A 14,050-nucleotide genomic window follows, 5' to 3' on the forward strand; every position below is an offset into this window, starting at 1 on the left:
CTGCCGGGAGACATTGACCATGCGTACTCGCACTGCCGGGCGCCCGGCGAGCACCGACACCCCCCACTCCGACGCTTCGCCGGCCGCCGGAACAGGTTCTCCGAAACTCGGCCGGCGCGGCTTCCTGAAGCTCACGATGGCGGCAAGCGGCTGCCTGGCGCTGGGCATCGCGCCGACCCGGGCCACGGCCGAAGCGGGCAAAGCCCCGCAGTTTTCACCACCTCAAGCATTCCTGATCATCGCGCCGGACAACACCGTGACCGTTGCCGTCAACCGCACCGAGTCCGGCCAGGGCGTCAGCACCGCGCTGCCGATGGCGCTGGCCGACGAACTCGATGCCGACTGGCGCAACGTGCGCACCGTGCTCGCGCCCGCTGGCGAGCCGTACAAGGACCCTGTAACGGGCATTCAGATGACGGCCGGCTCGACGTCGGTCAATCACTCGTTCACGCAATATCGCGAACTCGGCGCATCCGCCCGCGCGATGCTCGTCGCCGCGGCCGCGCAACGCTGGAACGTCGATCCGGCCACGTGCCGGACCGCGAATGGCGTCGTCACGTCCGGCAGCTACCGCGCGACCTATGGCGAGCTCGCGCCCGCCGCGATGGCGATGCCGGTACCGCGGCGGGTGCCGTTGAAGTCGCCGGACCAGTTCCGCCTCATCGGCAAGCCGACACCGCGCATCGACGCACGCCCGATGCTCGACGGCACGCTCAAGTACGGGATGGACTGGCGCCTGCCGGACATGAAGGTGGCCCTGGTCGCGCGCCCGCCGCGCTTCGGCGGGCAGGTCGCGAGCTACGACGCGGCGGCGGCCCGGGCCGTCAAGGGCGTGGTCGCGGTCGTCGAGATCCCGACCGATCGCGGCGGCACCGGCGTGGCCGTCATCGCGAACGGCTACTGGCCGGCCAAGCTCGGCCGCGATGCGCTGAAGATCACGTGGAAGGACGCCGGCTCGACCGTCACGTCCGCCGAACAGATGCAGGCGTACAAACAGCTCGCCGGCACGCCGGGAACCCTGGTGCGCACGGCCGACGCCGGCGGCGCGCCGCCGGCGGCCACGCGAATCGTGAAGGATTACGAATTTCCGTATCTCGCCCACGCGGCGATGGAGCCGCTCAGCTGCACGGTCGACGTCGGGCCGGCGAACTGCGCGTGCGGGATCAAGATCTGGGGCGGCTCGTCGCTGCAAACGGCCGATCGCGCCGCGGTCGCGAAAGCGCTCGGCGTCGCGCCGGAGAAAGTCCAGATCTTCACGATGACGTCGGGCGGCGACTACGGCCGGCGCTCGACCCCCACGTCGGACTACGTGGTCGAAGCCGCCCGCGTGTCCGCCGCGTATCTCGCGGCCGGCTATCTCGGCCCGGTCAAGACGATCTGGACGCGCGAGGACGATTTGCGCGGCGGCTACTACCGCCCGATGGTGCTGCATCGCGTCGACATCGGCGTGGACGGCAGCGGCGCCGTGCGCGACTGGCAGCACGTCGTCGTCGGCCAGTCGGTGCTGAAGGGCTCGCCGCTCGAGCGCACGACGATGCTCGAGCATGGCACCGATCCCGGCCTGACCGAAGGCGTCGCGAACAACCCGTACGGCTTCCCGATGCAGGTATCGGTCCATCAGACCGACGCCGACGTGCCGGTCCAATCATGGCGTTCGGGCGGCCATACGCATACGGCGTTCGTGATGGAAACGCTGGTCGACGAACTCGCGCACGCGGCGCGGCAGGACCCGGTCGCCTACCGGATGGCGCGGCTGGCCGGCCCCGAGCACGCGCCCCATCGCCAGGCGCTCGCGCTGGCCGTCGACAAGTCCGGCTACGGCACGCGCACGCTGCCGGCCGGGCACGCGTGGGGCGTCGCGATGCACGAAACGGCCGGTTCGGTCGTCGCATACGTCACGGACGTGTCGATCGAAGCGCAGCAGCCGCGCGTGCATCGCGTGACGGCCGGCGTGTATGCGGGCCGCATCGTCAACCCGACCGGCGCGCAAGCGCAGATTCAGGGCGGCGCGCTGTTCGGCCTCTCCACGACGAAGCCGGGCTTTGCGATCGACGTCGACCATGGCGCCGTCCGCAACGCCGGTTTCGCCGACTATCCGCCCGTGCGCATGCAGGAAGCGCCGCCGGTCGATGTCTTCTTCGTGCCGTCGGACGCACGGCCGACCGGGTTGAGCGACGCCGGCGTGCCGCCGATCGCGCCGGCGGTGGCCAACGGTGCGTTCGTGCTGACGGGCGAGCGGCTGCATGCGTTACCGTTCGCGCCGATGCGGGTCGCATCGGCCACCCCCGCGATGCCGGCGGCCCCTGCGGCCGCCGTCGACGAGGACCCATACGGCGACCTGCCGGCCGGCGGCTGCCGGATGCCGCGCAAGGCCAAGCCGGTCGCGTCGAAGCCGAGGACCGATCAAAGCCACGCAGGCGTCGGCCAGGCGAGCACGGTGCCGAAATTCCTGCGGCCGAAACGGCGCGCGGGCATCCCGTGCATCGACGAACTGAAGAAAGGAACGGTGACCTAGGGCGTGTTCACGCTAATAACGGGCTTGCGCTGGCCCCCAGAAGGGCCGAGCGCGAGGATTGCGACGAAGCGAATACTCGACGTATTCGCGAGGAGCATGACGCAGCGATCGGCCCTTCTGGGGGCCAGCCCCACGAATGCATTTTTCAGACAGGGGAACGTGCCTTTCCGCCCACATTGCGGCGTCGTGCGTCGCTTGTTTGGCACGGCCAAACGGCGCTCCTTACTCCTTGCACTGCGGGCGGAAAGGCACGTTCGCAAGCCCGTTATTAGCGTGAACACGCCCTAGGCGGCGCGGCACGCGCCTCCGGACCAGCCGCCGCACCGACCGGCGGGGCGGCGGGGCATCGTTCCCGCCGTTGCGTTCAACTCCGCCCGCGCCGCATCCTGAGCGTCGCCGACGGCGATTCGCCGAACGCCCGCTTGTACTCGATCGCGAACCGCCCGAGGTGCGCGAAGCCCCATTTCAGCGCGACGTCGGTGACCGACGCGAGCCCCGGCGCGTCGCCGGCCAGCAGTTCCTCGCGCACATGTTGCAGCCGCAACTGTCGCACGAAGCCCATCGGCGTGATCCCGTGGCGATGGCGAAAGCCGGCGAACAGCGTGCTCGGGCTGACGCCCGCGAGTTCGGCGAGCCGTTCGATCGTCAGCGGCTCGTCGAGATGCGAGCGAATGTATTCTTCCACGCGCCGCACGTAGAACGGCGCAAGCGCCGTCGGCACGTGTCGCGTGCCGTTGCGCGCGCTGTTCGGGTGGCCATGCAGCAGCAGGTTGAGCAGCGTCGATTCGAGCTGCTCGAACGCGAGCGGATGACGCAGCGGATGCGCGTCCGTCGCGATCGCGCCGGCGAGCACCGGCAGCAATTGCGCGAGACAGGTACCCTGCGGTGACGACAGGTCGAATTCCGGTTCGAATTCGACGCTCGCGCGCCGGTCGTCGCCGAAATGCCGCTGCGCGTGGCGCTCCATCACTTCGCGCTCGATGCGCAGGATGACCTGCGGGCACGCATCGCCCCAGCGCATCTTCAGCGGCAGCGTCGGTGAAAGCAGCGACGCGGTGCCCGGCGACGACACGAAGCGCGTCGCGCCGCATTCGATCTCGGCGTGGCCGCGCAGCGGAATCTGCAGCAGGAAGAAATGTTCGAGCGGCCCCGGCTCGATGCTGACGCCGGCGCCGTAATCGAGCAGATTCAACGACAGGTTGCCCCAGCGCGCATGGTGCATGCAGCTGTGCAGCGCGCGCGATTCGCCGGTCGGCGTGAGCCGGTGCGGCTTGAACACGTCGGCGACGCGCGCGCGCACCTCGTCGACGTCGTTCGACTCCAGCAGCAGCGTGTCGTGATTGAAACAGGCGGCGTCGGCCAGCCAGCCGGTTTCGGAAAATTGCGCCATCGAAGTTCTCCCGTCGTGCTCGATCGCACTCGCGCCGTGCACGCATTCCCGATCTCGGGGAATCCGTCGCACGATCCGGACAGCGCTCGCAGTATCCGGACAGTCCGTCCCGCGAAACACGCAAGTTCAGCCCAAGCCACGCAAGAAGCGGACCGTTCGCGCATCGTAGAAAACTGTGCGGGCTGTCCGCATCCGCACATACCCGCGGTCGGCCGAGGCCCGCCGGCCCGCCGCGGCCGCTGTCGCAGGTTTCCGGAATTCGCGGATAACGGCCGAAGAAAGCGGATAGAAGCGCGCATTTCGTCCGCCAATACTGGGCCCGTCACCGAAACTCACAGCATGGAGGGACACATGAACGGACGTCACATCGAGGTTCCATCGCGGGACGGCGGCGCGTTCCGCGCGTACCTGAGCACGCCGGCCGGCGGAACCGGGCCGGGCATCGTGCTCTGTCACGAAATTTTCGGCGCGAACGCGACGATGCGCGACGTGGCCGATTACTACGCCGAGGAAGGCTATACCGTGCTCGTGCCGGACCTGTTCTGGCGCCAGTCGCTGGGGATCGAGCTCGGTTACGCGGCGGCCGATTTCGAACGCGCGATGGCCCTTTATCGCGAATTCGACGAAAACAAGGGCGTGGACGACATCGGCGCCGCGCTGGACACGCTCCGCCAGCGGCCGGAATGCACGGGCGAGGCCGGCGTGCTCGGCTACTGCCTCGGCGGCAAGCTCGCCTATCTCGCCGCGTGCCGGCTGCCGGGCGTGGCCGCGGCGGTCAGTTACTACGGCGTGGGCATCGAGCATGCGCTGGACGAAGCGGCGCACCTGCGCGGGCGGCTCGTATTGCAGATCGCCGCGCAGGACCGCTTCTGCCCGCCCGACGCGCAGCAGCGCATCGCGGATGCGCTGTCGGGCCGCGACGGCGTCGAAGTGTACGTCTACCCCGGCGTCGATCACGCGTTCGCCCGCGCCGGCGGCGATCATTTCGACAAGGCCGCCGCGGTCATGGCTCACCAGCGCGCGATCGCCGCGTTCCGCGCCGCGCTCGGCCCGCACTACGACCTGTCCGCGCTGTGGGAAACGCACCTGAAGCACGAGTTCGACACGCGCAACGTCGACGCGACGATGGCCACGATGGTCGCCGAGCCGTACGTCAACCATATTCCGACGCTGACGGGCGGCGTCGGCCACGACGAACTCAAGCGCTTCTACACGCATCACTTCGTGCATGCGAACCCGCCCGACACGACGATCACGCCGATCTCGCGCACGATCGGCGCGAGCCAGATCGTCGACGAGCTGCTGTTCCGCTTCACGCACACCACCGAGATCGACTGGATGCTGCCGGGCGTCGCGCCGACCGGCAAGCGCGTCGAGATTCCGCTCGTCGCGATCGTCAAGTTTCGCGGCGACAAGCTCTATCACGAGCACATCTACTGGGATCAGGCGAGCGTGCTCGTGCAGATCGGCCTGCTCGACCCGTCCGGCCTGCCGGTCGCGGGCGTCGACACGGCCCGCAAGCTGCTCGACGAAACCGTGCCGTCCAACGGCCTGATGCGCCGCTGGCACGACAGCGCGCCGTCGACGGAGGCGCGCTGACGCGGCCCCACCCTCACCCCACGATTCCCGGAGACACCCCATGAATGCCCTTGCTGGCAAAGTCGCGCTCGTCACCGGCGGCGCCACGTTGATCGGCGCCGCGGTCGCGCAGGACCTGAGCCGCGCCGGTGCGAGCGTCGCGATCCTCGATCTCGATGCGGACAACGGCGCACGCGTTGCCGCATCGCTCGGCGAACGGGCACTGTTCCTCGCGCTCGACATCACCGACGACCGCGCGATCGAGCGTGCGATCGCGACGATCGTCGAACGGTTCGGCGCGATCGACGTGCTCGTCAACCTCGCGTGCAGCTACGTCGACAACGGCATCCACGCGACCCGCAACGACTGGCTCGCGGCGATGGACGTCAACGTCGTGTCGGCGGCGATGCTCGCGAAGGCCGTGCATCCGCACATGGCCCGGCGCGGCGGCGGCGCGATCGTCAACTTCAGCTCGATCTCCGCGCAGTGCGCGCAGACCGGCCGCTGGCTGTATCCGACCTCCAAGGCCGCGATCCGACAGCTCACGCGCAGCATGGCGATGGATCTCGCGCCCGATCGCATTCGCGTCAACTCGGTGTCGCCGGGCTGGACCTGGTCGCGCGTGATGGACGAGCTGACGCACGGCGACCGCGCGAAGACCGATCGCGTCGCCGCGCCGTTCCACCTGCTCGGCCGCGTCGGCGATCCGTCGGAAGTCGCGCAGGTCGTCACGTTCCTGTGCAGCGACGCCGCGAGCTTCGTGACGGGCGCCGACTACGCGGTGGACGGCGGCTATGCCGCGATGGGCCCCGAACAGGCGGTGCCGGCGATTCCGCGGCTCGCGGAGTGACCGCTTCGCGCCGCCCCTTCACGCAATCATTCCGGCCGCCACACGGCCAACCAAGGACACTCCCATGAGACGCATCGCTATCGTCGGCGCCGGCCAGTCCGGCCTGCAACTCGCCTTCGCCCTGCTCGACCAGGGTTACCACGTCACGCTCGCGACCAACCGCGACGCGGAGCAGATCCGCTCGGGCAAGGTCATGTCGAGCCAGTGCATGTTCCACACGTCGTTGCAGATCGAGCGCGATCTCGGCCTGAATACGTGGGAGGAAGCGTGTCCGTCCGTCGAAGGCATCGGCATCGCGGTGCCGCACCCGGACGGCAACGGCCGCAAGGTGATCGACTGGTCGTCGCGGCTGACCCGCTACGCGCAGTCGGTCGACCAGCGCGTGAAGATGGCCGACTGGCTCGACGGCGTCCGCCGCCGCGGCGCGGACGTGCGGATCGGCGACATCGGCGTGCCCGAACTCGAGGAACTCGCGCGCAGCCACGACCTCGTGCTGCTCGCGGCGGGCAAGGGCGACATCGTCACCCTGCTCGGCCGCGACGATGCGCGCAGCCCGTTCGACCGCCCCCAGCGCGCGCTGGCGCTCACCTACGTGAAAGGGATGACGCCGAGCGAGCCGTATTCGCGCGTGCGCTTCAACCTGCTGCCGGGCATCGGCGAGTACTTCGTGTTTCCCGCGCTGACCACCACCGGCCCGTGCGAAATCATGGTGTTCGAAGGCATCCCTGGCGGCCCGCTCGACTGCTGGGCCGACGTGAAGACGCCCGAGCAGCATCTGGACCGGAGCCTGTCGTTCCTGCAGCAGTACGTACCGTGGGAATTCGAGCGCTGCCGCGACGTCGAGCTCACCGATCCGAACGGCACGCTGGCGGGGCGCTTCGCGCCGACGGTACGCAAGCCGTTCTTCCGGCTGCCGTCGGGCCGCACCGTGTTCGGGATGGCCGACGCGGTGGTGGTCAATGATCCGATCACCGGCCAGGGCTCGAACAACGCCGCGAAATGCGCGAACGCGTATTTCGCGGCGATCGTCGCGCGCGACGCCGCGCCGTTCGGCGAAGACTGGATGCAGCAGACGTTCGAAAGCTACTGGGCCTATGCGCAGCATGTCGTGCGCTGGACCAACTCGCTGCTCACCCCGCCGCCGCCGCACACCCTCGAACTGCTCGGCGCGGCCGGCCAGTCGCCGTCGCTTGCCAAGGTGATCGTCGACGGCTTCGACGATCCGCGTCGGTTCTCGCCGTGGTGGTTCGAGCCGTCGGCGTGCGCGGCGCTGATCCGGCAACACAGCGTGCGAGCGGAGTAACCGTCATGGAAACGACCGTTACCGACCGTCCGGCCCTCGACCCGATGCAGTTGCGCGCCGCGTTCGGACAGTTCCCGACCGGCGTCACCGTGATCACCACGTGCGCGGCCGACGGGCGCAAGGTGGGGCTCACCGCGAATTCGTTCTCGTCGCTGTCGCTCGATCCGCCGCTCGTGCTGTGGAGCCTGCGCAAGGTCGCGCCGAGCCGCCCGGATTTCGTCGCGGCGACCCATTTCGCGATCAACATCCTCGCGCACGACCAGATCGACCTGTCGCGCCGCTTCGCGACGCCCAGCGCCGACAAGTTCGACGGCGTGCCGCACGCGGAGTCGGAAAGCGGCGGCGTGCCCTGCCTCGACGGCGCGAGCGCGCGCTTCGTGTGCCGCAACGTCGGCCACTACGAAGGCGGCGATCATTTGCTCTTCATCGGCGAGATCGAGCAGTTCGACGCGTTCGGCAAGGCACCGCTCGTGTTCCATGCCGGCCAGTATCGCGCGATCGCCGATCACCCCGATCTTTCACGCGCGCTTTGATTAGTACATACAAATAATATCCAGGAGGTGGTGAACATGAAATTCGGCTCTCGCCTGCTCGTCGCCGCAGGCTTCGCGCTCGTCGGTCTCGCCGGCCACGCGCCGGCCCATGCGGCCGACCTGCCGGCGGTCAACCTCGGCATGACCAGTTTCCTCGACGGCATGCCGCCGGCCGGCGCCGGCTGGTACGGCACGCAGTACCTGCAGTACAACACGGCCGGCCGCGTCAACGACAATGCGGGCAACAAGGTCGGGGTGCCGAAGCAGGACATCGACCTGTTCGCGGGCTTGAGCCAGCTCGTCTATCAGTCGCCGCTGACGTTCGCCGGCATGCATCCGGGCCTCGACGTGATCCTGCCGTGGATCGCGTCCGCGCGGACCGACGACGGCATCGGCAACGTCGCGCTGAATGCGCGCGCCGGCTTCGGCGATCTGCTGATCGGCCCGTTCGTCCAGTTCGACCCGGTGATGGGCGCGCAGGGCCCGCGCTTCGCGCAGCGCGTCGAATTCCAGTTCATCGTGCCGACCGGCGCGTACGATCCGTCGCGCGCGATCAATCCGGGCAGCCATTTCTGGTCGTTCGATCCGTACTGGGCGGCGACGCTGTGGCTCACGCCGAAATGGACCGTATCGTGGCGGCTGCACTATCTGTGGAACGCGACCAACCATCGGCCGGCCACGGCACTCGGCCCGGACGTGACATCGACGCAGGCCGGCCAGGCGATCCACGTGAACTTCGCGACCGAGTACGAAGTGCGGCCCGGCCTGCGGCTGGGCCTCAACGGCTACTGGTTGCGCCAGACCACCGACATGAAGGCCAACGGGCAGGACGTGCCGGGCACGCGGGAAGCGGTATTCGCGATCGGGCCGGGGGCGATGGTCAGCTTCTCGCCGCACGATCACCTGCTGTTCAACGCGTACTTCGAGACGTATGCGCGCGACCGGCCCCAGGGGACGCGGATGGTACTGCGCTACGTGCATCATTTTCAGTGACGCACCGCGCGCCGGCCGCCCCGATCCGGCGCACGCCGCTTCAAACGGTTAGCAGTAGGGGGCAGCCGTGAAGGCGGTGGACTACGGCTTGTTCCATGATCGACCATGGGTCCAGGATGCATTGTCGCCGCTATGGTCGATCTGTCTCGCGGCGCCGCCTGGGGAGGGAGCCTCCATGAAGCCTGTCGCGGTGCCGGCCGCCGATTGGACCGGAGGCCGGCACACGTAGCCTTTATCGATGCGAACGCAGCCGCATCCGTGCATCGCTCATTGCGCGATGCCGACGAACGTGGGCAGCAGCACGCGATACACGTGAATCATCGCCGGGCCGAGCAGCACCACCATCAGCGCGGGGAAAATGCAGAAGATCAGCGGGAACAGCAGCTTCAGCGCGATCTTCGCCGCGCGTTCCTCCGCGCGCATCCGGCGCCGCGTGCGCAGCATGTCCGACAGCACGCGCAGCGATTCGCTGATGCTCGTGCCGAACCGGTCGGCCTGGATCAGCATCGCGCAGAACGATTCGATGTCCTCCACGCCGGTGCGCAGCGCGAGATTGCGCAGCGCCGTTTCCTTCGTGAAGCCGGAGCGCATCTCGAGCAGCAGCAGATCGAGTTCGCTCGCGACCACCTCGCTGCGAAACCGCAGTTCCTCGCTCACCTTCATCAGCGCCGCGTCGAGCCCGAGCCCCGCTTCGACGCACACCGTCAGCAGGTCGAGCGCGTCCGGGAAATCCTCGAAGATCTTCTGCTGGCGCACCTTGACCCGCTGCGACAGCACAACGTTCGGGATGTAGTAACCGATGCCGGCGAGCGCGACGAGGATCAGCGACAGCAGCGCGCGCTCGTCGCCGAGCGACGTCGTGATCAGCGCCAGCAGCGCCGCGCACGGCAGGCCGAGCGCGAGCACCGTCTTCGCGGTGAAATACAATGCGGCCGCGCTCTGGTTGCGCCAGCCGGCATTCATCAGCCGGATGCGCAGCGGCGAACTCTCCCAGCCTTCCTTCGGCACCGACAGCTTCGAGATCGGGGTGGACAGCTCGACCAGCTTCGCGACCCAGCGCGACGCCATGTCGTCGCCGTCGCCCGGGCCGGCGACGGCGCCCGCCCCGGCTCCGCCGGCCTGCTCGATCCGGCGCTGGATGCTGCGCGGCGCGAACAGCAGCATCGCGACGAGCACGCCGCCGGCCACGAAGATGAACAAGCCGCCCAGCATCACGGCCTGGACCACGCTCAGGTTTTGCATGACAACCTCGCAACGGTTCGTTATTCGGCGCGCGTCAGACGCGAATGCGCACGATTCGGCGGATCCAGAACAGGCCGAACAGCATCGACACCAGCATCGTGCCGACCATCCGGATGCCCGCGGGATCCTCCCAGAGCACGGACAGGAATTCGCGGTTCAGCAGCGCCATCACCGCCGCGGTGCCGAACGGCAAGAGCCCGAGAATCCACGCCGACAGCCGCCCTTCCGCCGACAGCACGCGCACCTTGTCGAACAGCTTGAAGCGCTCGCGGATCAGCCCGGCGATGCTGTCGAGCAGCTCGGCCAGGTTGCCGCCCGTCTCGCGCTGGATCAGCACCGCGATCACGAAGTAGCGCAAGTCCTGCACCGGCACGCGCGTCGCGAGGTTCATCAGCGCGTCGTGCAGCGACACGCCGTAGTTGACCTCGTCGAACGTGACGCGGAACTCGCCGCCCATCGGCTCGGAAAACTCGTCGCCGACCATCCCGAGCGTGCTCGTGAACGAATGACCGGAGCGCAGCGCGCGCGCGATCATGTCGCAGATGTCCGGCAACTGCCGCTCGAGCTTGCGCATCCGTCGTGCGCGGCAGCGCAGCACGTACGCCATCGGCATCCAGCCGGCGACGAGCGCGATCGGCACCGCGGCCAGTTGCGGCAAGCGCGCGAAACTCGCCGCGAACCACGCGAACGCCGCGAACGTCGCGCCGAGCGTGATCAGCTTCGGCAGCGTCCAGTCGAGGCCCGACTGCTGGATCACGAGATCGAGCGCGTGCACGCGCGGCACGCGCAGCAGCAGCCGGTCGAACGATTTCGACTCGTCGAGCATCCGCTTCTTCAGGATCGACAGCCGCTCCTGCTGGACGTTGCCGCCGGCCGACATCGCGCGAATGCGCGATTCGATCCGGCGCGCGGCGGTGCCGTGCCGCGCGTTCCACCATTGATAGATGCCTTCGATCGACAGCACGACCGCGACGAAGGTAAGAATCACAAAACCGTAAAAGATCGCATTCATGAGGCCTCCCCGGCAGCACACGGCGCCTGTCGTCAGTCCGTCTCGTAACGCACGGACGGGTCGTACAGCGAATCCGGCAGGTTGATGCCGAACGCCTGCAGCCGCTCGACGAACTTCGGCCGCACGCCGGTCGCGCAGAAGTGGCCGCGCACCGAGCCGTCGCGGTCCACGCCCGTGCGCTTGAACGTGAAGATCTCCTGCATGTTGATGATGTCGCCTTCCATCCCGGTCAGCTCCTGGATGCTGACGATCTTGCGCTTGCCGTCGGTCAGCCGCGCCGCCTGAACGACCACCGAGATCGCCGACGCGATCTGCTGGCGCATCGTCTTCGGCGGCAGCGTCAGGCCCGACACGCTGACCATGTTCTCGAGCCGCGTCAGCGCGTCGCGCGGCGTGTTCGCGTGGATCGTCGCGAGCGAGCCTTCGTGGCCCGTGTTCATCGCGTTGAGCATGTCGAGCGCTTCGGCGCCGCGCACTTCGCCGAGGATGATCCGGTCCGGGCGCATCCGCAGCGCGTTGCGCACCAGCGTGCGCTGCGTGATCTCGCCCTTGCCCTCGATGTTCGGCGGGCGCGTTTCGAGCCGCAGCACGTGCGGCTGCTGCAGTTGCAGCTCGGCCGCGTCCTCGATCGTCACGATCCGCTCGTTGCGCGGAATGAAGCCGGACAGGATGTTGAGCAGCGTCGTCTTGCCGCTGCCCGTGCCGCCCGACACCAGCACGTTCACCTTCGCGCGCGACAGCGCGTCGAGCAGTTCGGCCATCGGCGGCGTCAGGCTGTGGAAGCGCACCAGGTCGTCCATCTTCAGCGGGTTGACCGCGAAACGCCGGATCGACATCAGCGGCCCGTCGATCGCGGACGGCGGGATGATCGCGTTCACGCGCGAGCCGTCCGGCAGCCGCGCATCGACCATCGGGCTCGATTCGTCGATGCGGCGCCCCACGCGCGACACGATCTTCTCGATCACCTTCATCAGGTGCGCGTCGTCGTAGAACGTCACGTCGGTCAGTTCGAGCTGCCCGCAGCGCTCGACGTAGACCTGCCGATAGGTGTTCACGAGGATGTCGGAGATGCCGGGGTCGCGCAGCAGCGCCTCGAGCGGGCCGAAGCCGAACATCTCGTCGTACACGTCGATCGCGAGCTGGCGCCGCTCGATGTCGTTCGCCGGCATCCGCTCCTCGTCGAGGATGCGCGCGATCAGCGAGCCGATCTCCATGCGGACCTGATCCTGATGCAGCCGCGACAGGCGCTCGAGCTCCACGCGCTCGAGCACGGCCAGGTGAATTTCGCGGCGCAGCTTCTGGTATGCGTCGCGCACCGACGAATGCGCCGGGCCGGCCGGCTCGCTGCCCGCCGCCAGCGGCTGGGCCCGGTGCAACGACATCTGTTCGCGCAATGACATGATGGTTCCCCGAAAGAATTACATCGACTTGAGCTTCGGCGTGGCCTTGCGGCCGAACAGCCGGGACATCAACGGTTCGCTGTGCGTCGCGCCGCGTCCCGCGCGCACTCCGCCGTCGACGAGTTGCTTCGCGCAGCCCTGCAACGCACGCGCGACCGCCGAGCCGCGCGCGAGCCGCGACACCGGATGGCCCTGGTTGATCGCTTCGAGCACGGTGTCGGCGTCGTCGGGAATCGTGCAGGCCGCGTGCAGGCCGAGCACTTCCTCGAGCGCGGTGCGGGTGCGCTCGCTCGCGCGCGTCGTGCGGTTCACGATCAGCCGCATCTGGTCGGTCGAGTAGCCGAGCGACACGAGAATCTCCAGCAGCCGGCGGCCGGCGCGCACGTGCGGCATCGCGGGCTGCAGCACGATCTGGATCTGGTCGCTGCGATCGAGCGCGACCATCGACAGCGGGTTGATGGCGACGCCGACGTCGAAGATCACGAAGTCGTAGCGCGGCGCGGCGACGCCGAGTATCCATTCGAGCGCGTCCTCGCGCATCTCGGCAGCCTTGACCGGGTCGCCCGCGCCCGCGAGCACGTGGAAGTTGTCCGTCACGTGCGCGACGCTCGCGTCGAGAAACGCGCTGTCGAGCCGCTCGATCTGCGCGCACAGCTGCGGCAGCGTCGACGGCGGCGCTTCGTCGCTGACGAGGAACGCCGCGTCGGCGAACTGCTGGTTCAGGTCGATCAGCAGCACGCGGCGCTTGAAGCCCTCGGCGATCTCGAACGCGACGTTGCCGGCGGCGAAGCTCGTGCCGGCCCCGCCCTTGCACGACATGAACGACACGATGCGCGTGTCGTCGGTATCGCGCGGCGTGCTTTGCGCGGCCGCCCGGCCGAGTGCGTTGCCGAGCGCCTGCGGATCGAGCGGCCACTGCAGCACGTCGCGCGCGCCCGCCCGCATCGCATCGAGCAGCACGTGCGGCGATGCGTCGGCCGTCACGAGGATGCAGGTCAGGCTCGCATGCGCGCGGCAGATGCGCTCGATCGCCGACAGCTCGGACGGCTCGAGCGACGTGCCGTCGATCAGCAGGATGTCGAACGCGTCGAGCCCGTCGGTGCGGTGCTCGATCTGCGACGGACGGCCGGTGGCGCGCGTCGTGCGATAGCGTCCGCAGTCGGCCACGAGACGCGCGATCTGCGAAAGCCGCGCGGTATCGTCGGAAGCTACGAGGATGTTGATCATGTCGTGT

Annotated in this window: 11 protein-coding genes; 6 read left to right on the top strand and 5 right to left on the bottom strand. The window is 68.5% G+C overall.

What is annotated here, in order from left to right; all coding sequences use genetic code 11:
* Positions 1-19 precede the first annotated feature (19 nt).
* Positions 20-2,515: a xanthine dehydrogenase family protein molybdopterin-binding subunit gene (locus WS64_RS17330; protein WP_060967109.1), complete on the top strand. Its 2,496-nt coding sequence runs from the start codon at positions 20-22 to the stop codon at positions 2,513-2,515.
* A gap of 364 nt (positions 2,516-2,879) precedes the next feature.
* Here the strand turns inward: WS64_RS17330 and WS64_RS17335 are convergent, their stop codons facing one another.
* Positions 2,880-3,905 carry an AraC family transcriptional regulator gene (locus WS64_RS17335; RefSeq protein ID WP_060967110.1) on the bottom strand — a complete coding sequence of 342 codons (1,026 nt, stop codon included), beginning with the start codon at positions 3,903-3,905 and terminating at the stop codon, positions 2,880-2,882.
* A 351-nt stretch (positions 3,906-4,256) separates the two neighbouring features.
* On the opposite strand from WS64_RS17335, the gene WS64_RS17340 reads away from it, so the two are divergent.
* From WS64_RS17340 to WS64_RS17360, 5 genes are all read left to right on the top strand, one after another.
* Positions 4,257-5,504 carry a dienelactone hydrolase family protein gene (locus WS64_RS17340; RefSeq protein WP_060967476.1) on the top strand — a complete coding sequence of 416 codons (1,248 nt, stop codon included), beginning with the start codon at positions 4,257-4,259 and terminating at the stop codon, positions 5,502-5,504.
* A 40-nt stretch (positions 5,505-5,544) separates the two neighbouring features.
* Positions 5,545-6,333 (top strand): SDR family oxidoreductase, encoded by a 789-nt coding sequence (locus WS64_RS17345; RefSeq protein WP_059577664.1) that lies wholly within the window; start codon positions 5,545-5,547, stop codon positions 6,331-6,333.
* Positions 6,334-6,397: 64 nt separating this feature from the next.
* Positions 6,398-7,636: a styrene monooxygenase/indole monooxygenase family protein gene (locus WS64_RS17350; protein WP_060967111.1), complete on the top strand. Its 1,239-nt coding sequence runs from the start codon at positions 6,398-6,400 to the stop codon at positions 7,634-7,636.
* A gap of 5 nt (positions 7,637-7,641) precedes the next feature.
* Entirely contained in the window at positions 7,642-8,169 is a 528-nt protein-coding gene (locus WS64_RS17355; protein WP_060967112.1) for a flavin reductase family protein, read from the top strand.
* A gap of 36 nt (positions 8,170-8,205) precedes the next feature.
* Entirely contained in the window at positions 8,206-9,162 is a 957-nt protein-coding gene (locus WS64_RS17360) for a SphA family protein (protein ID WP_060967477.1), read from the top strand.
* 267 nt (positions 9,163-9,429) lie between these two features.
* Here WS64_RS17360 and WS64_RS17365 read toward each other — a convergent pair whose 3' ends face one another.
* The 4 genes from WS64_RS17365 to WS64_RS17380 are packed head-to-tail and all read right to left on the bottom strand — an operon-like array spanning position 9,430 to position 14,043.
* On the bottom strand, positions 9,430-10,404 hold the full coding sequence (locus tag WS64_RS17365; RefSeq protein ID WP_059577657.1) for a type II secretion system F family protein: 975 nt from the start codon (positions 10,402-10,404) through the stop codon (positions 9,430-9,432).
* A 34-nt stretch (positions 10,405-10,438) separates the two neighbouring features.
* On the bottom strand, positions 10,439-11,416 hold the full coding sequence (locus WS64_RS17370; protein ID WP_060967113.1) for a type II secretion system F family protein: 978 nt from the start codon (positions 11,414-11,416) through the stop codon (positions 10,439-10,441).
* Between the two features lie 32 nt (positions 11,417-11,448).
* Positions 11,449-12,816: a CpaF family protein gene (locus WS64_RS17375; RefSeq protein ID WP_059577652.1), complete on the bottom strand. Its 1,368-nt coding sequence runs from the start codon at positions 12,814-12,816 to the stop codon at positions 11,449-11,451.
* Positions 12,817-12,834: 18 nt separating this feature from the next.
* Complete coding sequence (locus WS64_RS17380; RefSeq protein ID WP_060967114.1) at positions 12,835-14,043, bottom strand: AAA family ATPase; 1,209 nt, start codon at positions 14,041-14,043, stop codon at positions 12,835-12,837.
* Positions 14,044-14,050 lie beyond the last annotated feature (7 nt).

It is taken from the genome of Burkholderia anthina, assembly GCF_001547525.1.
Taxonomy (GTDB): Bacteria; Pseudomonadota; Gammaproteobacteria; order Burkholderiales; family Burkholderiaceae; genus Burkholderia; species Burkholderia semiarida.

What these genes read in the sequence shown, in the direction of transcription:
- WS64_RS17330 (WP_060967109.1), top strand. Translation starts at nt 20, where the DNA reads ATGCGTACTCGCACTGCCGGGCGCCCGGCGAGCACCGACACCCCCCAC.
- WS64_RS17335 (WP_060967110.1), bottom strand. Translation starts at nt 3,905, where the DNA reads ATGGCGCAATTTTCCGAAACCGGCTGGCTGGCCGACGCCGCCTGTTTC.
- WS64_RS17340 (WP_060967476.1), top strand. Translation starts at nt 4,257, where the DNA reads ATGAACGGACGTCACATCGAGGTTCCATCGCGGGACGGCGGCGCGTTC.
- WS64_RS17345 (WP_059577664.1), top strand. Translation starts at nt 5,545, where the DNA reads ATGAATGCCCTTGCTGGCAAAGTCGCGCTCGTCACCGGCGGCGCCACG.
- WS64_RS17350 (WP_060967111.1), top strand. Translation starts at nt 6,398, where the DNA reads ATGAGACGCATCGCTATCGTCGGCGCCGGCCAGTCCGGCCTGCAACTC.
- WS64_RS17355 (WP_060967112.1), top strand. Translation starts at nt 7,642, where the DNA reads ATGGAAACGACCGTTACCGACCGTCCGGCCCTCGACCCGATGCAGTTG.
- WS64_RS17360 (WP_060967477.1), top strand. Translation starts at nt 8,206, where the DNA reads ATGAAATTCGGCTCTCGCCTGCTCGTCGCCGCAGGCTTCGCGCTCGTC.
- WS64_RS17365 (WP_059577657.1), bottom strand. Translation starts at nt 10,404, where the DNA reads ATGCAAAACCTGAGCGTGGTCCAGGCCGTGATGCTGGGCGGCTTGTTC.
- WS64_RS17370 (WP_060967113.1), bottom strand. Translation starts at nt 11,416, where the DNA reads ATGAATGCGATCTTTTACGGTTTTGTGATTCTTACCTTCGTCGCGGTC.
- WS64_RS17375 (WP_059577652.1), bottom strand. Translation starts at nt 12,816, where the DNA reads ATGTCATTGCGCGAACAGATGTCGTTGCACCGGGCCCAGCCGCTGGCG.
- WS64_RS17380 (WP_060967114.1), bottom strand. Translation starts at nt 14,043, where the DNA reads ATGATCAACATCCTCGTAGCTTCCGACGATACCGCGCGGCTTTCGCAG.